At 34.6% G+C, this 21,376-nt stretch carries 16 protein-coding genes and 2 riboswitches; of the genes, 9 read left to right on the top strand and 7 right to left on the bottom strand.

Going from position 1 to position 21,376, the window contains the following annotated elements:
- Together NBE98_RS07005 and NBE98_RS07000 are read left to right on the top strand one after the other, a co-directional pair.
- On the top strand, positions 1 to 3,252 hold the full coding sequence (locus NBE98_RS07005) for an FtsX-like permease family protein (RefSeq protein ID WP_250814076.1): 3,252 nt from the start codon (positions 1 to 3) through the stop codon (positions 3,250 to 3,252).
- A gap of 30 nt (positions 3,253 to 3,282) precedes the next feature.
- Positions 3,283 to 4,659 (top strand): condensation domain-containing protein, encoded by a 1,377-nt coding sequence (locus NBE98_RS07000; RefSeq protein WP_250814071.1) that lies wholly within the window; start codon positions 3,283 to 3,285, stop codon positions 4,657 to 4,659.
- Between the two features lie 68 nt (positions 4,660 to 4,727).
- On the opposite strand, the gene NBE98_RS22520 is transcribed toward NBE98_RS07000, so the two are convergent.
- The 3 genes from NBE98_RS22520 to NBE98_RS06985 form a co-directional block, all read right to left on the bottom strand.
- Positions 4,728 to 6,239: a hypothetical protein gene (locus NBE98_RS22520; protein WP_250814069.1), complete on the bottom strand. Its 1,512-nt coding sequence runs from the start codon at positions 6,237 to 6,239 to the stop codon at positions 4,728 to 4,730.
- Between the two features lie 97 nt (positions 6,240 to 6,336).
- The gene (locus NBE98_RS06990) at positions 6,337 to 6,981 is read right to left on the bottom strand and encodes a class E sortase (RefSeq protein ID WP_250814066.1); all 645 of its coding nucleotides are present in this window, start codon (positions 6,979 to 6,981) and stop codon (positions 6,337 to 6,339) included.
- A gap of 153 nt (positions 6,982 to 7,134) precedes the next feature.
- Positions 7,135 to 7,791 (bottom strand): YpmS family protein, encoded by a 657-nt coding sequence (locus tag NBE98_RS06985; RefSeq protein WP_250814064.1) that lies wholly within the window; start codon positions 7,789 to 7,791, stop codon positions 7,135 to 7,137.
- A 189-nt stretch (positions 7,792 to 7,980) separates the two neighbouring features.
- Between NBE98_RS06985 and NBE98_RS06980 the strand changes: the two genes are divergently transcribed.
- Both NBE98_RS06980 and NBE98_RS06975 read left to right on the top strand, forming a co-directional pair.
- Positions 7,981 to 8,337 carry a DUF3221 domain-containing protein gene (locus NBE98_RS06980; RefSeq protein ID WP_250814061.1) on the top strand — a complete coding sequence of 119 codons (357 nt, stop codon included), beginning with the start codon at positions 7,981 to 7,983 and terminating at the stop codon, positions 8,335 to 8,337.
- 86 nt (positions 8,338 to 8,423) lie between these two features.
- Entirely contained in the window at positions 8,424 to 9,110 is a 687-nt protein-coding gene (locus NBE98_RS06975) for a copper homeostasis protein CutC (RefSeq protein WP_250814059.1), read from the top strand.
- 100 nt (positions 9,111 to 9,210) lie between these two features.
- Here the strand turns inward: NBE98_RS06975 and NBE98_RS06970 are convergent, their stop codons facing one another.
- Positions 9,211 to 10,392, bottom strand: coding sequence for a DUF5667 domain-containing protein (locus NBE98_RS06970; protein ID WP_250814054.1), 1,182 nt, complete (start codon positions 10,390 to 10,392; stop codon positions 9,211 to 9,213).
- Positions 10,393 to 10,524: 132 nt separating this feature from the next.
- Positions 10,525 to 10,613, bottom strand: a riboswitch (cyclic di-GMP riboswitch).
- A 195-nt stretch (positions 10,614 to 10,808) separates the two neighbouring features.
- Between NBE98_RS06970 and NBE98_RS06965 the strand changes: the two genes are divergently transcribed.
- The 3 genes from NBE98_RS06965 (at position 10,809) to NBE98_RS06955 (ending at position 14,564) form a co-directional block, all read left to right on the top strand.
- On the top strand, positions 10,809 to 12,407 hold the full coding sequence (locus tag NBE98_RS06965; protein WP_250814052.1) for a sensor histidine kinase: 1,599 nt from the start codon (positions 10,809 to 10,811) through the stop codon (positions 12,405 to 12,407).
- Complete coding sequence (locus NBE98_RS06960; protein WP_250814051.1) at positions 12,400 to 13,458, top strand: response regulator transcription factor; 1,059 nt, start codon at positions 12,400 to 12,402, stop codon at positions 13,456 to 13,458. Before NBE98_RS06965 ends, NBE98_RS06960 begins: the two co-directional genes overlap by 8 nt.
- A gap of 140 nt (positions 13,459 to 13,598) precedes the next feature.
- The gene (locus NBE98_RS06955; RefSeq protein WP_250814049.1) at positions 13,599 to 14,564 is read left to right on the top strand and encodes an FMN-binding protein; all 966 of its coding nucleotides are present in this window, start codon (positions 13,599 to 13,601) and stop codon (positions 14,562 to 14,564) included.
- Between the two features lie 122 nt (positions 14,565 to 14,686).
- Here NBE98_RS06955 and NBE98_RS06950 read toward each other — a convergent pair whose 3' ends face one another.
- Both NBE98_RS06950 and NBE98_RS06945 read right to left on the bottom strand, forming a co-directional pair.
- A complete protein-coding gene (locus NBE98_RS06950; protein WP_250814044.1) occupies positions 14,687 to 15,151 on the bottom strand; it encodes a DUF3189 family protein in 465 nt (154 codons plus the stop codon).
- 210 nt (positions 15,152 to 15,361) lie between these two features.
- Positions 15,362 to 17,017 carry a GH3 auxin-responsive promoter family protein gene (locus tag NBE98_RS06945; RefSeq protein ID WP_250814042.1) on the bottom strand — a complete coding sequence of 552 codons (1,656 nt, stop codon included), beginning with the start codon at positions 17,015 to 17,017 and terminating at the stop codon, positions 15,362 to 15,364.
- Positions 17,018 to 17,186: 169 nt separating this feature from the next.
- A riboswitch (cyclic di-GMP riboswitch) is annotated at positions 17,187 to 17,274 on the top strand.
- 211 nt (positions 17,275 to 17,485) lie between these two features.
- Between NBE98_RS06945 and NBE98_RS06940 the strand changes: the two genes are divergently transcribed.
- Both NBE98_RS06940 and NBE98_RS06935 read left to right on the top strand, forming a co-directional pair.
- Positions 17,486 to 18,490: a 3-oxoacyl-[acyl-carrier-protein] synthase III C-terminal domain-containing protein gene (locus NBE98_RS06940; protein WP_250814040.1), complete on the top strand. Its 1,005-nt coding sequence runs from the start codon at positions 17,486 to 17,488 to the stop codon at positions 18,488 to 18,490.
- A gap of 38 nt (positions 18,491 to 18,528) precedes the next feature.
- Positions 18,529 to 20,061 (top strand): methyl-accepting chemotaxis protein, encoded by a 1,533-nt coding sequence (locus NBE98_RS06935; protein ID WP_250814039.1) that lies wholly within the window; start codon positions 18,529 to 18,531, stop codon positions 20,059 to 20,061.
- 101 nt (positions 20,062 to 20,162) lie between these two features.
- On the opposite strand, the gene NBE98_RS06930 is transcribed toward NBE98_RS06935, so the two are convergent.
- A complete protein-coding gene (locus NBE98_RS06930; RefSeq protein ID WP_250814036.1) occupies positions 20,163 to 21,101 on the bottom strand; it encodes a sugar-binding transcriptional regulator in 939 nt (312 codons plus the stop codon).
- Positions 21,102 to 21,376 lie beyond the last annotated feature (275 nt).

Below are 21,376 nucleotides of genomic sequence, written 5' to 3'. Positions count from 1 at the left end.
ATGAGTACTGCATTATGGAAGGATTTTATTCGTGAAATTCGTAAATCCTTCAGCCGGTTTATTTCTATTTTTGCCATAGTATTTATTGGGGTTGCATTCTTTTCAGGGGTTAAGTCTACTGCACCAATCATGAAGCATTCAATGGATTTGTATTATGATGAGTATAATCTTATGGATATTCGTGTTTTATCCACTCTGGGTATCACGAAAGATGACGTTGATGCTATTAGAAAAGTAGAGGGCGTAGATATCGTACAGCCAGGATATTTTACCGATGTAGTAACTACAATCAATTCAAATGAATTTGTATTTAAAATTCATAGTATGCTGTCATCAAGCTCACAAGAATCAGGCAAGAATAATCTTAATCGTTTCAAGTTAATCGAAGGAAGGTTTCCAGAAAAATCTGGCGAGTGTGTAATTGAGAATTCTACGTTAATCAACTTAGGACTTTCTATTGGAGATACCATCAAGGTTAGCTCAGGAAAAGCAGAAGCGATAAATAAGGGAACTTTGGCTACTGATGAATTTACTATAGTAGGTAAAGCAATAACTCCATATTACTTATCCTATGAAAAAGGTTCTTCTGAAATCGGGAGTGGAAAAGTAAATTTTTTCATGGTGATTTTAGAATCTGACTTTACAATGCCTGTTTATACTGAGGCTCTAGTTACAGTTAAGGGGTCAAAGCCTCTAAATTCTTATGATAAGGAATATGGGGAGCTTGTATCCAAAGTGGTTACACCTCTTGAAAATCTAGGAACTGATAGAAGTGTAATTAGACTTGAAGAAATTAAGAAAATGGCTATGGAAGAGCTTGAAAAAGGTAAAAAGGAATATGAGCAGCAAAAACAGCTTTATACAGATGAGATGAAGAAGGCAGAAGAAAAGCTTAATAATGCCCAAGTAGAGCTTGTTGAAGGTGAAGCTGAACTTGCTACAGAGAAGAAAAATTTTGAAGCAAATTATAAAGAAGCTTCAAAACAGATTGCTGATGGCGAGAAGCAATTAGCCCAGGGCGAAAAAGAATATGCACAGGGGATGGCTGAATATAAAAAGAGCATGGAGGAACACGGAGAAGATTTAGAGAGACTTAATAATTTAAATAATGAGGTTAATTCACTAAACAGCGACGCCTATAAGCAGCTTGAGACTTTAAATAAAAGGCTTGAAGATCCTAACCTGTCTGAGGAAGATAGAAAATCAACCTTAGAACTTATAGCACTTTACAAGAGCTTTCTTGGTATTACAGATGAAGGTGTAAAGGCTGTTAATGGTATGAATGATTTAGGGCAGGGCTCAGTAAAAAATGCTGAGGCACAGCTTAAAAGAGCTAGAAAGGAATTAGATAAAAGCGCTGCCGACCTTGCCAATGCAAAATATAAATTGGCAAAGGGAAAGAGAGAAGCTGATGCAAAGTTTGCTGCAGCTGAAAAAGATTTAGAGGCTGGCTGGCAAGAATACGAAACAGGAAAAGCTGAATATGAAAAGCAAAAGCTTGAAGGAGAAAAGAAGCTTGAAGAAGCGAGAGAAAAAATCATACGTGCTGAAAATGAAATAGAAAGAATTTCAAAGCCTCAGTGGTATGTATTAGATCGTGATTCTCATTACAGCTTTGTTGATTATGGAAAAACAGCAGATAGAATAGATGCTATAGCAAAGGTGTTTCCAGTGTTTTTCTTCTTGGTAGCAAGTCTTGTATGCCTTACTACTATGACAAGGATGGTAGATGAGCAAAGAGGAGTTATAGGCACTTACAAAGCGCTTGGATATACTAATGGTTCAATAGCTTTAAAATTTGTACTTTATGCTGCAATTGCAAGCTTACTTGGAGGAGGATTAGGGGTTATTCTTGGAATGAAGATTTTCCCTTCCGTTATCTATAAGTCTTGGTCTATGATGTATACTCTTCCACCCATAAAGACAGTAGTACAGGTACCGTTAATTGGTATAAGTATAATTATAGGACTTTTGGTAACAACTCTTTCTGCCTTTGGAGCTTGTTATAAGGAATTAAGAGAAACTCCATCATTACTCATGAGACCAAAAGCACCTAAGATTGGTAAGAAGATTCTTATGGAAAGAATTGATGTACTTTGGAGAAGATTAAGCTTTTCACAAAAGGTTACAGCACGAAATATATTTAGATACAAAAAGAGATTCTTTATGACCATAATAGGCATTGCTGGCTGTTCAGCACTTTTACTTGCTGGATATGGTTTAAGTGATTCTATAAGTCAAATAGTCAATAAGCAGTATAAGGAAATATTTAAATATAGTTTAAATATGAAATATAAAGCCACTGCTACAGAAGACGAGAAGCAGAGTGTTTCAAATATCCTTGATGGAGACAGTAAAGTAGAAACCTACTTAAGAGACACTGAAATTAATGCTAAGGTAAGAAGTGACAAAGATGATATTTCTGTTACATTAATAATTCCAACTGATAATGAAAAATTTAAGGATTATATCACTTTGAGAGAAAGAAGCAGCCAGAGGTCAATTAATATTCCGGACAAAGGAATAATTATAAATGAGAAGCTGGCTAAGGAACTGAAGGTTAATATTGGAGATGCAATAGAATTAGATAACAGTGATGGAGCTCGTAAAAAGGTTACCGTTTCTGGAATCACAGAAAATTATGTATTCCATTATGCATACATGTCAGCAGATTATTATGAAGAAATATTTAGACTTAAACCTAAAACTAACAGTTTAATGATCAAGCTTAAGGAAACAAATGCAGAAGCGGAAAGTGCACTGGGAAGCACATTAATTAAGAATCAAAGCGTTGCATCCGTTGTATTTTATTCTGCTGCAGCTGATACCTTTGAAGATACAGTAAAAATACTAAACAGCATTGTTGTAGTAATTATTATATCTGCAGGATTATTGGCCTTTGTAGTTCTTTACAATCTGACTAATATAAACATAGGTGAAAGAATTAGGGAGATTGCTACCATTAAGGTACTTGGATTTTATAACAAAGAAGTTTCAGCTTATGTGTATAGAGAAAATATAATACTGTCTATTATAGGCTCTATTACTGGACTTTTTGTAGGGATAATTCTCCACAGATTTATCATGGTTTCTATTGAACAGGATGGTGTTATGTTTGGAAATCACGTAGATGGACTGAGTTTTCTGTATGCTTTCTTCATTACATTAATCTTTGTTGTACTGGTAAATATTTTCATGTATAGAAGACTGAAGAATATACCAATGGTTGAGTCTCTAAAATCAGTAGAGTAGAAAAGTTCAATTTTATACTAGGGGGTTTATATGGAAATAAAGTATTATGACTTAACTTCAGCTCAGCAGCTGTTATTCTTCAGCCAAAAGTATACAATCCGTAAACAAGTAAATAATGTTTGTACCTCAGCGGTGTTAGATGCAGAACTTGATTTTAATGTGCTTAGAAAAGCTGTACAAAAGGCCTATGAAAGAAATGATGCATTAAGGGTTCACATAGTAAAGCTTGGAAAAGAAATGAAGCAGTATTTTGCTGAGTATGAGGAGCCTAATATAGAGTATCTTGACTTTAGTGGAAAGACCTTAGAAAAGATGGAAAAGAAGCTTCATAAAATTGCTAAAAAGCGAATTACTGTTTTCGGCAAACAAATGAGCAAGGTATATATGCTCAGGACCTATGACGGAAAATGTGGCTTGTATTTTGTAGTAAGCCACATGATTATGGACTCCTGGGCAATAACTACATTTTTTAAGGATGTTTTATCTATTTATAATTCAATGGTAAAGGGCACTGAAATGCCTAAACCTATAAATTCCTATGAAGACCTGTTAATTAAGGAATTAAACTACAGAAATACAGCATCTTATAAGAGAAGTAGAGAGTTTTTTGAAAAAATGTTTACTGAGGATGAGCCAATATATACAAGTATAAATGGATATGAGGTACTAGAAAAATGCCGCAAGAAAAAGAAAAATCTAAGCTTAAGGTATGCATTTTCAGGGCTTGACAGTCTTATTTTTACAAAGGCTAGAAATACTATGCTGCAAGTTCCTAAGGAACTGGTGCAGAAAATGGAAAGCTTCTGTGAAGCTAATAAGCTTACAATGCAATCTTTGGTTCTTTTAGCTATCAGGAGTTATTTTTCAAAGATAAATAGAAATGAGAAGGATATTAGTTTGCATACTGTAGTGGCAAGAAGAGGCAGCATAGCTGAAAAGAATGCAGGAGGAACCAGAGTTCATTTTTTGCCCTTTAGAACAATTATTGAAGAAAGTGATACCTTTAAAGAAGCCTGTGAAACTATAAGTGAAAAGCAAAATTCAATTTATAGACACGCAGATATGGACCCACTTGAAGTTATGGGTATGTGGAAAAAGGCATATAATATACCTCAAGCAGGAACTTATCTTGGTGCATCAATAACCTTTCAGCCAGTAAAACTGGTATCTCCGGACGGAATTAATATTGAAACCAAGTGGTACAGTAATGGAACTGCATCTCAACCAATATATTTCACAGTCATGGATGGAGATGGAACAGGAGCATTGAAAATGTACTATGAATATCAAACTAGTAAGGTTTCTACTGATACTATAACGAGAATGCATTCTTACATGCTAAAGGTGCTGGAGGAAGGGGTAACTAAGGAAGACATTACCATAGGAGATATATTAAAACTTGAATAAGATAAATAATGGACTCTTTATAAGCCTCAACAGCATATAAAGAGTCCATTATTTATACAATCTTTACTCTAATGATTTTTTCTATATATCTTAATAAACATTCCTGCTCCTAAGGTTAAAATTCCAAGCATTAATACTAGAAGCTCAGTTTCAATTATTCCCCCTGTAACAGGAAGCTCTCCTGAATTGTCAGCGGAAGGATTTTGAGGGTTCTGAGCAGGAGGATTTTCAGTAGGTGGATCTTCCGGTTTTTCAGCAGGAGGGTTTTCCGTGCCTGCAGGTTTAATAGCTGTTTCCCAAACTGCAGTGTTATTATCCAGCTTAGCTTCTTCTGTGATAGTTTCAGCTTTGAAAGAAGCGGCTACCTTCATGCTGCTCTCTTCAAAGGGGTTATTAACCTTTACTTTAAGAACTACAGCTTTCTTTTCACCTGCAGCAACCTTTCCTAGGTCATATACATATTTACCGTTTTCAAGTTTCCATCCAGAATTATCATCGTTAAGGAAACTTGTTCCCTTAGGAAGCTGAGTAAATATCTTCACGCCTTCTGCAGTTGCCTTATCTATATTCTCTACATTGATATTATATTGAATTACATCTCCAGGCTTAGCATCTTTAATTGCACTCAATGAAATCTTTAAATCTGCTTTAGCTGGCTCCACAGGTTTTGTGTAGCTTGCTGTAGAAGTTCTGCCTTGACCATCTGGACCTTTAACATACCAAACTAGCTTCTCTGAGCTAAACTGCGGCTTAAATACATCCTTTACTCTGCCAGGTTCAAAAACTAGAGGAGCTTTTGCGTCATTGATAACAGTTCCTGATATTATTTTTGAATTCTCTTCAGTGAGGGTTATTCTAAAATTATTATCGTTCTGATAGCCCCAGTGAGCTGTAGGAATACCATTTTGCACTGTGACAGTTTCAAGAACTGGACTTATTTTTCCTGCGGCACCAGTCTTGATTTTTATTGATTTTTTTTCTACTGGGATTTTTACTTTTATATCTGTCATATGCTTTTTTATCTCTGGTGGGGTATCTTCGCAGGGTAGGAATTCTGATAGAGTGGTCAAACAATATTCCTTATTAAATAATTCTTCAAGCTTATTAGGGTCTTGTGTTTTTAAATAGTTCTCATGTTGGTTGTTTTCAATTCTTAAGGTATAGGTAATAGTATAGCTAGGACTTTTAGGATTGTACTTTTTCTCAACCCTTATTATTTCCCCATTTTTACCTATTGGCTTATTATATTCTTTTCCATCTAGTGATATAAGCTTAAGATTAAATCCAGATGGAAGCGGAGAAATTAATTTATCAACTACATAATACTTAATTTCTGGCATGGAGTGTTCAGTTTGCATAGTTTTCAGTTCAGGATACTTAGTATCTATACCGTGAGTGTCAACAACAAGCTTAACAGTTATATCTTTATATTCTCCAGGTTTAACAGTAACTTCTGATATTTGAGTTGATCCATTCTTTTCGTATATCTTTTTATCTACATTGCAGCCTGTAAAAATAAATATGAGCAAAAATGGTAAAAAAAGAGCTAAAAGTTTTTTTGATCTTTTAATGATGAGCACCTCCTAATAATAATTCATAGAGTTCAACTAGCGATGATTTAGTAATAAAGCTACATTCACCTCCAGATAGTTCTAGTATGTAAGTTATGTTATTGAATCAGAGCTGAATTATATTAGATAGTTTTGCTCTCACTACAATTCTTTGTGCTGATGACCTTAGTGGATGACATGAAGTCAGGGTAAGGGCTGAGTATTCTGTTTCATGGGTAACTGACCAATCGTTATTTTTAATAATAAAGACCTTTTCAACCTTGTATATATAATTGGTATTATTAAAACTTAAGCTTATTTCATCTCCTTCAACAAGTTCATTCACTTTCTTAAACCAAGCTCCATAGGTCGTTCTATGTCCTGCAATGCACACATTACCTCCGTCCTTATCTGGGAGAGGGCTTATTTCATACAAACCAGGGCCTTTTTTTAGCAGCTCAGTACTAGTTCCTTCTACAATAGCTGCATCAACTTTAAGTTTTGGAATGGATATTTTCATCATGCCGCTTTTATACTGACTTCGATTAAAAGTTTCTTTTGTAGGCTTAATATCTTGAGGGTTTGGTTTTTGAGTATATATGAAATCATCTTTAGAATCATTAATAATTATAGGGTTTTCCTCACCTAAGAACTTTTGTTGATAGTTCCATAGATAATATATTCGAAAGGAAGCTGCAATGATAGTACTTATTCCGATAAAAATTAGAAGATTTATAAATATTTTCCTTGGATGTTTTCTTATTCTGACCATTCATCAAATGTCTCCTATAATACTCATAATTTTATTTATGATAGATAATTTTTAAATAGAACAATAAACAAATGATAATGCTCAAGATAATGCAAACAGCACCCTGTAAAGAATACAGGGTGCTGTTTGCTCACAAATTATATGAAGTTTTTCCTAAGATCGAGTCATTAATTTTAATACTTTAAGAAAATCATCCATACTGTTAAATTGGAATTCAAGATCTGCTGTAAGCTTGTTATTTTCAATTTTAACAGTGCTAATTTTAATGATATTCTTTAATTCACTTAGTTCATTGTATTCAAGCGTAATTTCTCCAGATGAAGGGTGAACAGTAATAGAGTCAAAGTTTTTTTTGCTCATTCTATTCAGAACTGTTTCATTGCTAAGGCTCAGCCTTCCAAGTTTTGAGGAGTTAAGGATAAGTGTTATATTGCCGTTCTTTACTACAGGCTTAACATTAGAGCTTACTTCATAAGGTATAAACTTCAATGCCTCTTGAGTTAAAAACATATTGATGCTGTCACCGGAAAACTCTAAATCTAAAGCCTTAATGTTTTCACTTTTATTAAGGTTTGAAGCAATAATATTTTTCAAATCTTTCTCTGACAAGCTTATACTAATAGTTAATTTTCTGTTTGTTAAAGAAAATCTTTGCGGCATGTTTCTCATAATTTGAGCTTTTATATCCACAGTAGTGGAAGTGTTGATTTCTGGATATTCATGTTTTGGATAGATAAGAGTAAAATACATAATTGCAGCTGCTACAATTATAGCAATAAATATAATTGTACCTTTTATAAAGCCTTTCAAATTATATCACCTCATTTTGATGGATACTTACTATACTACTACTTAAAGAGTATTATTGACAGTTAATACATATTACAATTATTCTAAGTTCTTTATATATTAGGTTAACTAATATATTATGTTACTCGTATATAAAATAGAGTGAGTACTCTATTGAATTAAAATAAATGATTAGGAGAGGATTACTTTATGAGGAAAATAGTAATACTGTTATTCTGCTTTATTTTTGTTTTAGGTTTTGCAGGGTGTAGTAAGGAGTTTAATAGTAAGTTAGGTATAAGAGGAGAAATAAAAAAAGTATCTAAAAATGATAAAGGAATGATAACAAGTATATTTGTAGAAGGTAAAATTGAACAGGACGCAGAATATGATAAGGCAAGTATTTATATTACTGAGAAAACTAAAATTTTTGAAGGAGATGGAAAGAAAAAACTAGAACTAAGTTCATTAAAAGAAGGTATGAAAGTAGAAGTGGACTTTGAAGGACCTATAAGAGAATCTTATCCTATACAAGTAGATGCAAAAGCTATAAGGGTTTTAAACTAATAATATTTGAAAGGTCTCAAAACTTAAAAGCATCTGCATTAGTCCATGCTTTTTTGATTTTTAAGTAACAGGAGAGGAGCAAGTAAATGATAGAAATAATAGCAACAACTCTAGAGGATGTAAAAAGAATTGAAGCAAGTGGCGCTGATAGAATAGAGCTTATTAGCGGCTTTTCGGAAGGTGGACTTACACCAAGCTATGCGCTTATCAAAAGGGCAGTACAAAGCGTTAACATACCCATAAATGTAATGATAAGGCCTCATGCTAAATCCTTTGTATATACAGAGGAAGAACTTCAGCTTATGCTTGAAGATATTCTTATTGCAAAGGAACTTAAGGCTAATGGTGTGGTATTTGGAGTTTTAAATAATCAAAATAAAATCTGCAGGCCTTCCTTGGAAAAGCTGTTAAAAGCCTGCGATGGCATTGATGTAACCTTTCACAGAGCAATTGATGAGCTTTCTGATCCTGCAGCTGGTATAGAAATTTTAGCTGAGTACAAGCAAATTACAAACGTGCTTACTTCAGGTGGGAAGGGTAATATAGTTCATAATATCCCTATTATTAAAGCAATGAAAGAAAAGGCAAAACATATTAATATAATGGCTGGAGGCGGCTTGGACTTTCATAATATTAATGAGGTTATGAAAAATACTAAGGTACCTCAGTACCATTTTGGAACCGCAGTAAGATATGGCAAGTCAGTTTTTGGAGACGTGGATGGCGAAAAGCTGAGATTGCTCATTAACACTATGTCAGAGTCAATTATATAAGTGAATCAGTGAAATGAAGAAGGGGTAAGGCTTTTGAAGCAGTAAGGGAGCGTAAATAGATTCGTATGTAACAAATCTATCTGCGCTCCCTCTGCATAAGCTATTTCTTCTTAGATTTTTCCTCAGTTTTCTTGGTTTCTTCTTTAGACTTTTCTTGGGTATTCTTTATTTCTTCCTTTACTTTTTCTTCAGCCTTTTTTGCTTGCTCTTTTACAGCTTCTTCAGATTTTTTCTCGGCTTCAAGCTTCTTTTCTTCTTGCTTTTTAGCTTCTTCTTTTTTTGCAGCTTCTTTCTCGGCTTGCTTTATAGCCTTTTCTGCTTTATTTTCAGCTGCAGCAGCCTTTTCCTCTACTTTAGCAATTTTCTCGTTTGATTTTTCAATCTGATTTTTAGCTGATTCAATTTTTTTATCAGTATCTTCAACAAGTTTCTTTACTGTATCTTTTGATAAATTAGCGGAAGTCTTCAGAGTCTCAAGTTCAGTTTTTAATGCTTCAGCGGTCTGGATTTTTTCTTCAGCTGCCTTAATGGCTTCCTCATCGCCGCTTATCTTTGCTGCTTCAAGTTCACTCTTTGCAGCATCCACCTGATCCTTAGCTGCAGAAACTGCTTCTTTTGCCGCCTTAGCACCATTGACAATTGCTGCTGTTTTGTTCTGTTGGCTTAGTGCATTTTCTAGGCCTTTTCTCGCTTGCTCTGGAGCCTTTGCAAGCACAGATTTTAATACTTGTTCACTTTTTTTATAGTATTCATCAAGAGTTTCAAGAGCCTGCTCAGCTTGACCTTGCTCTTCAATTGCTTTATCAATATGATCTGCAGCTTCGTTAAGCATTTCTAAATATTCCTCTGCAGCTTCATTTGCTAGTTCTTCCTCACCTTCGTTTACCATAACAGCAGCTTCTGCTGCTCTCTCAGCTGCGAGCTCTGCTTTGATAGATGCAAGCTTTTCTTCGCTTTGAGTGATAGCAATCTTAAGCTGTTCTATTGCACGTTCTAGGTCATAGAATATTGAATCAGGAAGTATCCCAGCAGAATCTTCAATTTGTTTCTCATCTATGGCAGTTTCATCTTCACCTGATACTACCGGTTGAGTTTGTTCCCCTGATTCGGTTGAAACCTCCTCTGGTGATACCTCTGTTTCGGATGTGCTTGTGTCCTCAGCTGCAGTAGCAGTAACTTCAGTTGATGCTTGGCTTGTATCTAATGTTCCTGAAGCATGTACGTTGCTGGACATTCCTACTAAAGCAGCCAGCAGAGCAATTACAATAAAGCTCTTTTTCATAAGTTTATTCCTCCCCATCAATTTAGTTATTTTTTAGATGATTTTATCCCGAAAATAATCTAAATTACGCCTGAAGGTAAAAAAATACCCAAACCTCATAAAAGGTTGGGTATTTTATATATTTCCAAACCTTTCGGCAGCTGGCTGACATAGTATACAAGCATACTTTAGCCCCTATAGCTTTGCGTCATTAGCTTTCACTAACTTTGCCTTTATCGAGTTTTATCATCTTATATAATATTATAGTTACTGCAAATCAAAAAAACAAGATGCAGGCTTTTGGGTTTTTCGTATTTGCAGAGTTATTTTATAAAATAGCTTTTACTCATGCATTAGAGAAGAGGCTGCTAATCTCACATACTGTTGTGTTGAATAGCGAAATATAAGATGGTAGAATAGTGGCGAAAGGAGAGAATATGAACCAACATAATAGTTTTAATAATTCAAGTTTATATAAAAGTGTAGTTTCAATTCTTTTAGGCTTTCTAGGTTTTGTGGGAATATTTTATTCCAGCAGATTTGACTTTAACGGCTTTTCAATAAATTTTACCTGGAGTATTGCACTTCCGCTGCTAGTGGCTCTTGCCTGGGGTATTAAATATGGAATCTTAAGTATTACCTTGGGTCTTGTTGCGCTATATCCCTTTATACTAGGAAGATATAATGGGTGGGCTTCCATGGTTGCAGTGATTTCCTTATATTTATGGATAATAATACATGGCTATGGAGGACAAAAGAGACTTCAGGTAAAGAAGTTTTACTATAACATTTATTTTCTTCAGCTTATTCATATAGTCATCAGAATGCTTTTGTATGTAACTCTTTTTGAATCTCTAATTAAATTAAACAGTAGTTTTCCTCCCTTTTGGAACTTACAGGCATACTGCAAGGTGGAAACAGGAATAGTTGTGCTGTTTGCAGTAAAAGGAATTATTGTAGAATCCATACTTGTGGCACTTTGTGATGCTCTTCTTTTGCTTCCTTTTGTACGAAAAATATTTGGGCTTAGAGTATCAAGAGGTGCAAAATACAACACTAGAATTATGATGGCAATTGTAGCCTTTGGTCTAGGCTTCAGTCTTATTATTCTAGGAATTCAAAACTATATAATTGATAAAATTCATCCTCTGTACTGGCTTATAAATACAAATGAAAAAACAAGACTTACTTTTTTTCTTGCGGTTATATTCTTTTTTATAATGGGAGGAATAACTTTAAGGTTTGTTCAGAGGATGTTTGAAACACAGGAAGAGATAAAAACTCTTAATGATGAGCTGGAGCAGCGTGTTCAGGACAGAACCTGTCAGCTTCAAAATGCAGTTAATGAGCTTGAAGGCTTTGCTTATACTATTTCCCATGACCTTAAGGCTCCACTTAGGGCAATAGATATGTACAGCAGCTTCATAAAAGAAGATTACGGAGCTTCACTGAATGCTGAAGCAGGGGAAATGGTTGAAGGCATACAAAAAACCAGCAGAGAAATGATAGGCTTAATTAGTAGGCTGTTGGATTACTCAATAACTTCAAAGACTAGTCTTTCTAAAGAAAGGGTAGATGCTAAACATATTATTGGAGAAGTATGGCAGCAGTTTAAGGTTATGAACCCAAATAGAAAAATGGAATTAATTATTGAAGGAGACCTTCCAGAAATATATGTAGACAAGGTGCTTTTTAAACAGGTTATTGTAAATATTATCTCAAATGCAGTCAAATTTACTAAGCATAGGGAACTTGCAGTAATCACAGTAGGCTGCCTCAAAGAAAGGGATGAATATATATTTTCTATTAAGGATAATGGAGCAGGCTTTGATATGAAGTATTCAAGCAAACTTTTTAATGTGTTTCAAAGGCTTCATAGGAAGCAGGAGTTTGAAGGAACAGGCATAGGACTTGCTGCTGTTAAAAAGATAATACAAAAACATGGTGGAAGAGTTTGGATAGAGGGCAAGGTAAATGAAGGGGCTGGAGTGTACTTTACAATACCACTAACAGAGGACGAGGTGGAAAATGCTTAAGGTAATGCTTGTAGATGATATAGAAATAATGAGAAAACAAATAAAAAGATTGTCTATATGGAAAGAAAACTCAGACTTTGTTATTGTATCTGAGGCAGGAGATGGACAGGAGGCACTTGAAAAGCTTCAGGCAGAACCTGTTGAGCTTCTTATAACAGACATAAGCATGCCAGTAGTAAATGGAATTGAACTTTTAAGAGAAGCTAAAGAAAAAAGCTTGGCTTCCTGCGTTGTGTTTCTAACTGAGCACAGTGAGTTTAGTTTTGCAAAGGAAGCCATTAAACACGGAGTATTTGATTACCTTGTCAAGCCTGTTAATGAGGAAGAATTAAAAGAACTTTTAAAAAAAGTTAAAAAGTATATTGAAGAAAAAAATGCTGGTGTGAAAAATCTTGTGTATTCTGAAAGTAAATTAGAGTCTATTGTTAAAGCCATATCAGAAGGGGATGCAGCTCTTAGAGAAAATATAGAGGTTGTGATTAAAGATACCTTCGCCGCATCAAACGAGGATGTAAAGGCTGCAGCACTTGTTTTGCAGAAAATTTATGGTGAAATTTATATGAGAGTAAAAGCAAATAATAAGTGGTTGGATAAACTTATTGACGAAAAAGAACTTTCTGATATAAGCTTAACAAGGTGTGACAGCCTTGACTTGATAAACACAAAGCTGATAGAAAGAATTGAACTTTTGGTTTCAGTAATAAACAAGTTTATCTTATCTTCTAAGAAGAGTCCGCTTATAAAGGAAATATGCACTTATATTATTAACAATATGGAAAAAGAAATAAACATGACCAGGATTTCAGAAGCATTATTTCTTACTAAAAATCATATAGGAGATATATTTAAGCAGGAAACGGGTATGACCGTTGGTGAATATATAACTATGATAAAAATGGAAAGAGCAAAGCTTTTACTAACTAAAGAAGACTTAAAAAGCTACGAAGCAGCTCATAAGCTTTGTTATAACAATGCTGAGTATTTTGCAAAGCTGTTTAAAAAACACACAGGACTTTCTCCTATGGAATTTAAATATTCAACGCAGCAATAAAAGCTCATCTTTCTATCCGTGTTTTATGGGGGTAGAATCCTTAATAATTACATTCAATTTATGAAGACATTTTTGTATGATAAATACATAACAAACATGTCTTTTTTTTAACAACTAAATTGAATGGGAGAAGTGTTAAAATGGCATTTAGAAAATCAAGATTAGTAACCGGATTAATTATTACAATTATAGCAGCTACAATTACAGGATGTGCTCCAAAGCAGCCAGTAAACAATCAAAATGCAGATAAAGCAGAGACTGCTTCAAAGCCAACAGAAAGTTCAGAGGGAGCAGCTAAAAACACAAAGCTTGAGTGGAGTATTCAGCCTAAGCTTGGAATAACAAAGGGAGACTACTATAAGATTGAAGAGCGCTTTAGACAAGGGCACCTTGGCACATTAGAAGCCGTGAAAAATGATGGGAAGATAGTTCTTGTTGAGTTTAACGAGAGAACTCGTCCAAATTATTACCACCGTTATTATCAAGATGTGCCAAAGCGTATGTCAGAATATAACTTCACTATGGGTGAGAAAAAAGGTGCTGCATGGATTCAAGGAGTTCTTAAGGCAGAGAAGCAAATGCTTGAAAAGCAAAGCTTGACAACTGAGGTAGACACAGTGTCAGGAGCTTCAAACAGCGTAAAGCAGTCAATGGTTCCATTAGCTCAAAAATTAGCACCAGCACTTGAGAAAGCATCAAACGAGAAGTATTACAGCATCGCTGAAAAGCTTGATGGAGGACTAACTGGTCTTCTTAAAGTAGTTGTAAAAGACAAGAAAATAGTTTCTGTTAGATACGATGAGATTTTTGCTGATTCACCAGATGAGATAAAAGATCCAGCCTTAAAGAAGTACTACAGACAGTCAAAGTATGAAAGTGTTGAGTACGAAGAGCCTTCAAGAATAGGCTTCAACGTTCAAATGGATGAACTAAACAAGGTTGCTGTGCAAACACAAAACATGCTAGATATATCCAAAATGCCTGCAATAGGAAGCACAGGAGACTATGCAGCAAGCGGCTACACTACTAGAAATACAGCTTGGGATAACTACCTGAGTCTTGCTGAAAAGCTATTAAAAGAAATGAAGGCTGACGGAAGCCTTTAATAATAGAAGCACTTGGTCTGACTATAATGTGCCCCCTTTATAGAAACAGTTTCGTTATTGTAACTGTCTAATATAAAGGGGGCATATCAGCAGCAGAACGTTATAGTCTTTTGATGATCCATCTATATATGTTTCCTCATGTACTCCTTTGTGGTTTTAACCAAATCTACCATCTGAGGATAGGCATCTATGACTGCTTTTGCAGCAATAGGTCTTCCAAAGGAAACCAGGTTAAGTCCCCTCGAGCTAAGACCTCCGAGTCTCATTAAATTATTGACTGTTGGAGAGGTATCAGCGAGAAAAAAACCATCCATGCTCCCATTGAAGGTTTGATACATATCTGATATGGCAGGTATCACGAATCTCTTGCTTCGCATTCTGCATAAAGTGTATACCTTAGCTCCAAATTCGTCTGTTCCTATATATATTAAGCGGCCATAATCAGTTTTTGTTATCTTATCAAAGGTAGGCAAGCTCAATATTTGTTCTATTTCAGGAAATCTATCTGTGGGAAGCTTATTTATATGTATATTGGCGCAAACGCAAGACGAATGTGTTCCACCAACATCATGATAAATAACAATCATAACTACCACCCCAATTTCATAAGCTGTAATCAGTATGTGCATAAACCTTATTATATATTCTGAGGGCAGTTTTATATGTTTTTAAGTACTTACAGCTAGCCGTTTAATCTCTCACATAGTGGCAGGGGCTGGCAGATTTTTAATGCCTTTAGGATTATTTAAATAGAGTAAAAGCCTCAAATAGATATACTATTTGAGGCTTTTACTTTGTTAGTATTTAATATTTCTGTCTAGCAAATCAATTATCTCTCTATCAGTTACAACTCTAGGCATCTTAAACTGATTTTTTGAAACCCCCTTAGCTATTTTCATTTTCTTTATCAGCATGAAGGTACCTTCCTTAACTAATTTAACCTGTGCCTCAGCGAGTTTGCGCTTGCTCCTTTGTCTACCATAAGCAATATTTATCTTGGAGAGTTCCTTATCCATTAGACTGCTTATACTTTTTATATTGCTATTTTTCAAGGAGTCCTTTGCTTCAATATAAAATACGTATCTTCCAGGAGAAATGCTGTTGTCCGGAGTTACAGTATAATCTGAAAAGCTTGCTCCAAGGTTTTTAAAGATATTTGAAAGAGCATTGAGTACATGTTCTTCCGTAGTTTTTTCAGATACCATGTTTAATAATTGATTTTTTCTATACAAAAACTCAATTTCAGGGCTTTGATTATAAAAATCTACAACCTTAATAACATCGCCTATCCTATATCTGTATAAGCCTGCTTGATTTGTGGCAACAACTTCATATTCTGAGCCTAGCCTTAGCTCGTTTAGATTTTTTGTTGATGGCTGCTCCTTATCTAAATCTTCAACAGGTATAAACTCAAAAAAAGCCACCCTTGGAATAACTACGTATCTCTGCTTGTTTATATATCTATTTACACCTACAGCAGCTTCGGTGGCAGAATAAACGCTGGAGTAAACAGGTATATTTCCGCTGTACTCAGCTACCTTATCATCATATATAGAAAAATTTGCTCCAGTAACACTTGCTATATATATTAATTTCGGCCATATCCTTTTAGCGATGCCCTTAAAGCCTTTTTTAAACTCCTTCTCCAAAAAGTCAGCTCTCCCTGCATCAGGCGATATTTTTTTAAGTAGTACTTTTCGGTCAGCTTCTGATAATCCAATATTCCTGCTAATAGTTCCTTTTCGGATATCTCTCACCAGCTCTTCGGAGTGTTTTTCCAAATGTCTGAACATATCTAGAACAGAAGAAATAAAAATTCCGTTTATATACATAAGATTTCGCTCTTTAATTGCAAACAGAAGGTGAAGATACAGGGTATCAATGCCTTTCCCTAGATTCATCACCTCTACAGGAGTAGTCCAAATAAATGGTATCATCCATTTTATAGATCTCATACCTCCGGAAGTTCCTGCACATATTGGTTTTCCGCCTTGAGTATATCCCGCTATAACCATATCGGTTAGTGATAAGCCTTTGCCATAGGACCAGCTGCTTTTAAAATTATTATAAAGAATTCTCTGTATAAGCATGCTCATTACTTCAGATACAGCAGAAAGTGAACTCTTCGTGACTGGGATATATTTTTGTTTGCCTGTAGTTCCAGAGGACATTCCATAGAATTTTACTTCTTCCGCTACCAAGATGTTTTCCTCACCTGAGCACATTCTGCTAATATATTGTTCATAGTCCTTGTAAGTGCATAGAGGAACTTTCTTTTTATAATCCTCCACGCTGTGAATATTTGAGAAGTTATATTTTTTTCCAAATTCAGTGCTGCAATTTCTTGAAAGAGTTTTATTAAGTACTTCAGTATTTCGGCTAAAAGCATTTTCAGTATCTTTGTTAAATTTTTTCTCTGAGAATTTAGACACTTTTACAAAGGAATAGGACATCGCTTTGCCTAGTATGTTCGTACTAAAACATCTCCTTTTTATTAATCACTTATCATTATATGTACGGAAGCTGAAATTTGTGAAGAAATACTATTAGGAAACTCTTATAAGATATACACTTGGACTTTATGGAAAATTGTGCTATAATATGATGCGAATTGAAAAAACGTGCCGATAATAGCAAACCCATCGAAAGGCGGGGACGCAAAGCCGTGGGTCTAAAGGATGCATAATCCTATGATTGCCAGGTTGCCGAAGTACATAAATAAAAAAATACCAAGGGCGACGTTTAATCATAGTCTACCTTGGTATTTTTTGAGTTCTTATTTATGGCTTTCAAAAGTACTCGGCAGATTATATATGTAAATGGAGGTGAGTCTATATCAACATCTTAGACAATCAGTTTACATCATTTAAAAGACTAAAAATCTGCAACAAAAATAAGGAGTAAAGTTTGGAGGCGTTTTAATGTTTAGAAATGTATACATAAAAGGTGTAGGAAGCTATCACCCTAAAAGAATAGTTGATAATGAATATTATGCCAATCACTTTAGGAAATACGGTATGGAAGAGCATGCTATTGGTTTAATGGAGAAGGTTGGAAGAGAGACAAGAACTCTTGCAGAAGAAAATGAGACAAGCATAACGATGGGCGTTGAAGCTGCAAAAAAGGCTCTAAAAAAAGCGAAGCTTGAGCCTAAGGATATTGATGCAATTATTTCTGTTTCAGATACTCCAGAATACCTGACTCCATGCTGTGCATTAATACTAAAAAATATGCTTCAGGCTAAGAGTGTTACAAATGTATTTGATATAAACAATGATTGCATTGGTATGATCACAGGAATAGATATAGCTTCTAGATATTTAAAAACTGATAAGAAGTACAAAAGAATTCTAGTAGTAGGCTCAATGCACATAAGTCCTTTTGCTAAGGAAAATGATTTAGTTGTTTATGGATGTATTTCAGATGGAGCAGCAGCTGTAGTCCTAGAGGTAAGGGAAGAGCAGGAGGAAAGAGGATTTTTAGGCTCTAGAATGGATACTGATGATACCTATAATGAAACTATAAGGTTCCCTGCATGCGGTTTGTCTAACATACCTAACAAGGATATAGAGCCAGACGAAAAGAAGATGGAGTGGAATCCTTTTGACTTTAGCTTCCTTTCAGAAAAGTGGTCGGAATTAATAATTGGTCTCTTAGAGGAAAATGGATATACAGAAGAAGATGTTACACATTATTTCATGTCTCAATTTTCAAAGTTTGATTTAGGATTGACTATGGAGAAATTGGGCGCTTCTTTTGAACAGGCGACTTTTGTTGGAAATAAGTACGGATATACAGGCTGCACAAGCCCCATTATGGCATTGGATGACAGGCTAAATAAAGAGCAATTTAATAAGGATGAAATTTCAATATTTTGTTCAGTAGCAGGTGGATATACCATGGCAGCATTATTATATAAATGGTAAAAAAGTAAACAAGCATACTGAAGCGAAGGAGGATGTATATGGAAAAATCCGCAAGTATTTTAGTTGATTATCAAAAGAGAACTTTAAAATTTGTTTTAATTATTTATTCAATAAGCGCCTGCTTAGCAGGAGGATTGTTTGCATTTATGAAGTATATTGGCTTATACAGCGAAATGAGCTGGACTCCTATTTTAGGACTAATGGGGTTGGTTTTAATTGAACTAATAACCTTTAGGCTTATGTATAAAAACATCATGAAGGATGAGAAGAATTGGAATAGAAAGCTAATTGTGCTTAAAGCTGTTATATTACTGATTTCTTATACTAATTATATGTATATAACTCTTTTATTCCCATCTAAGGAGCTATGGATAAGTGTTTTTTATTTTGTAATCCTTGGTGCTATGTTTTTAGATACAAAGATGAATATAATATCATTAACAATAAGCATAATGTGTCAAATAGCTTTGTTTTTATTAAACCCAGTAGCGCTTCCAGATAAGCAAGTGCTTGTTAGAGAGCTAATTATAAGAGCTGTAGATATAAGCCTTGTTTCATTTGGTATCTTTATCTTTACCTTGTTTTCAGCCAGACTTCTTAAGGAGGTTGAGGAAAATCAGAATATACTGAGCGAAAAAAATAACAGTATATCAATGCTGTTTAATAAGATTTCTGAATTTTCAAAGGCTCTCTTAAGTTCTAGCGATTCATTAACAAATATTATAGAAGAAGAAAATAGTTCCATGCAAGAAATCGCAGGTGCTAGTATGGCCGTAAGCGAGGATGCAAATGAAATGCTGAATAATTCTCATAGAAGTAGACAAATTCTTGAAACTCTTCTGGATATAAATAAAACAGCATCTTCAAAAATTAAAGAAACTGAGGCAATTTCTGAGGAGCTGATGGAAGCTTCCAATAGCAATGAGAAATCTGTAAAGAATGTGCTTGATATTATGAATGGCGCAATGAAGAGTATAGTAATAACTTCAGAGGCAACTAAAATTCTAAAAGAAAAATCAAGACAAATGGATGAGATACTTTCAATGATTGGTGATATTGCCGACCAGACAAACCTTCTTGCACTAAATGCAAGCATTGAATCCGCAAGGGCAGGGGAAGCTGGAAGAGGTTTTTCAGTTGTTGCAGAGGAAGTTGGAAAACTAGCTGAACACAGCAGAAAGTCTTTAAGTGATGTAAGTGTTATCGTTAATGAGTTTAAAGAAAAAACATCACAGGTAGAAACACTTATGGTAGACAGCAATGAAAAGATAGAGTTTGGAAATAAGATTTTGAGTGAAACAGTTTCTAGTGTAATGAACATGCTAAATAAGCAGAAACTATCAGGTGAGAATATCAAAGAGGTTAATCAACTGATGACTAACCTGTTAGAAGAAACAAATAATGTTGTAGCCTTTAATTCAAACATAGTGGAGACAACAGAAAATACACTAAGCAGATTTGAAACAGTAACAAAGTCAGTAAATCAAACTGCCGCTGTAAGCGAAGAGATTGCTGCGAGCGCAGAAGAATTAAAAAATACTGCCATTGAAATGAATAGTTTGATAAAGTAAAAAAGGTGCTGCGGATTTTATAGTCTGCAGCACCTTACTTTGTCTAATGGGCGTAGCATGTCTTATTCATTATATACACAAGACTACAATTATAATATTAACTATAACATTTCAGATAGAGCTTGTGCTGTTTTAAAGTCTGTTATAAGTACATTTATTAGTTCTCCTCGTGCGGCGCCAAGTATGGAAGAAAGCTTTTCTGGGCCACAGCCAACCCCAATACGAATAGGAATGCTCTTATAGCTTTGCAAATCTATGGATAACACTCGGTCATTTAAACCGCTATCAATTATTTTTCCGTTTACATCAAAATAATGTGTACATATCTCCCCTACTGCATTTTTACTCTGAAGAATATAGGATTCTGATTTCGATATGAAATTTTTTTGCACAAAGTTAGATTTATCAGACATATCTCCAATACCAACAATTGCTATAGTACAAGACTTCATGACATCGTATACGCTAGAAAAAAAGCTTTCATTCATTAGAGAATCACGGAGCTTTTTGTTTTCTAAAATAATAGGAGCATACATAAAACATGGCTTTGCATTTAGAACTTCTGAGGAGTGAGCCACAATATAATCTGAATTAATATGGGATTCATCAGCATTAAGTCCGCCAACGAGTTGTGTGACTGTAAGATTCTTTTTATCCATTGGTCGAAGATTTTGTACTAGAGAAGACAAAGCTCTTCCCCTGGAGAAGCCAATTATATCATTAGCCTTTAAGACGCGTTCAAGGTAGGAGGAAGCTGCAGCTCCAAGGAATTCGTTGATTTCACCATCAGCATTATTTACAATAATCATCTCATTTAGCCCTAAAAGGGTTTCTAATTCAATTTCCAAATCCACATTTTGATTATCATATTCTTGTATAACGATTTTTACAATTCCTGTTTCAAGACACTTTTTAAGAATTCTATTAACTCTTTGCCTAGACGTGGACATTTTTTTTGCAATCTCATCTTGAGTCATTCCTAACTTGTAATAGTAGTAGGCAACCTTTGTATACTCATTTCTTATATTTATATCTTGCACAGTATCACCTTCCAAAATATGTTAAATTAGGCTTTTATTATACCATCTTATTATTAGTGCGTACAAGCTTATTGAGTTATATTTTTGTTAGTATTTAGAAATTAGGAGTTTAGAAATAATAGGCTAAATAATTTATTAAAAATAAATACAAGAGTAATGTTCTGTTACAAACGCTCATATAATGTACAAATGTAACATTTAAATATGTTTCTTTAAGCCTGTTATAGGGGAGCAAGCAGCTTGCAATATATTAAAACACTTTATATGTTAAAAAC

Origin of the sequence: Clostridium swellfunianum (genome assembly GCF_023656515.1) — a bacterium.
In the GTDB taxonomy this organism is placed as follows: domain Bacteria; phylum Bacillota; class Clostridia; order Clostridiales; family Clostridiaceae; genus Clostridium_AT; species Clostridium_AT swellfunianum.
The sequence above is the reverse complement of the archived record's forward strand: the minus strand, read 5'-3'. Positions and strand labels throughout refer to the sequence as shown.

Bases quoted from the DNA above. Each gene is read 5' to 3' on its own strand.
- NBE98_RS07005 (WP_250814076.1), top strand. From the start codon at position 1: ATGAGTACTGCATTATGGAAGGATTTTATTCGTGAAATTCGTAAATCC.
- NBE98_RS06955 (WP_250814049.1), top strand. From the start codon at position 13,599: ATGGCATTTAGAAAATCAAGATTAGTAACCGGATTAATTATTACAATT.
- NBE98_RS06960 (WP_250814051.1), top strand. From the start codon at position 12,400: ATGCTTAAGGTAATGCTTGTAGATGATATAGAAATAATGAGAAAACAA.
- NBE98_RS06975 (WP_250814059.1), top strand. From the start codon at position 8,424: ATGATAGAAATAATAGCAACAACTCTAGAGGATGTAAAAAGAATTGAA.
- NBE98_RS06990 (WP_250814066.1), bottom strand. From the start codon at position 6,981: ATGGTCAGAATAAGAAAACATCCAAGGAAAATATTTATAAATCTTCTA.
- NBE98_RS07000 (WP_250814071.1), top strand. From the start codon at position 3,283: ATGGAAATAAAGTATTATGACTTAACTTCAGCTCAGCAGCTGTTATTC.
- NBE98_RS06940 (WP_250814040.1), top strand. From the start codon at position 17,486: ATGTTTAGAAATGTATACATAAAAGGTGTAGGAAGCTATCACCCTAAA.
- NBE98_RS06980 (WP_250814061.1), top strand. From the start codon at position 7,981: ATGAGGAAAATAGTAATACTGTTATTCTGCTTTATTTTTGTTTTAGGT.
- NBE98_RS06965 (WP_250814052.1), top strand. From the start codon at position 10,809: ATGAACCAACATAATAGTTTTAATAATTCAAGTTTATATAAAAGTGTA.
- NBE98_RS06950 (WP_250814044.1), bottom strand. From the start codon at position 15,151: ATGATTGTTATTTATCATGATGTTGGTGGAACACATTCGTCTTGCGTT.
- NBE98_RS06945 (WP_250814042.1), bottom strand. From the start codon at position 17,017: ATGTCCTATTCCTTTGTAAAAGTGTCTAAATTCTCAGAGAAAAAATTT.
- NBE98_RS06970 (WP_250814054.1), bottom strand. From the start codon at position 10,392: ATGAAAAAGAGCTTTATTGTAATTGCTCTGCTGGCTGCTTTAGTAGGA.
- NBE98_RS06935 (WP_250814039.1), top strand. From the start codon at position 18,529: ATGGAAAAATCCGCAAGTATTTTAGTTGATTATCAAAAGAGAACTTTA.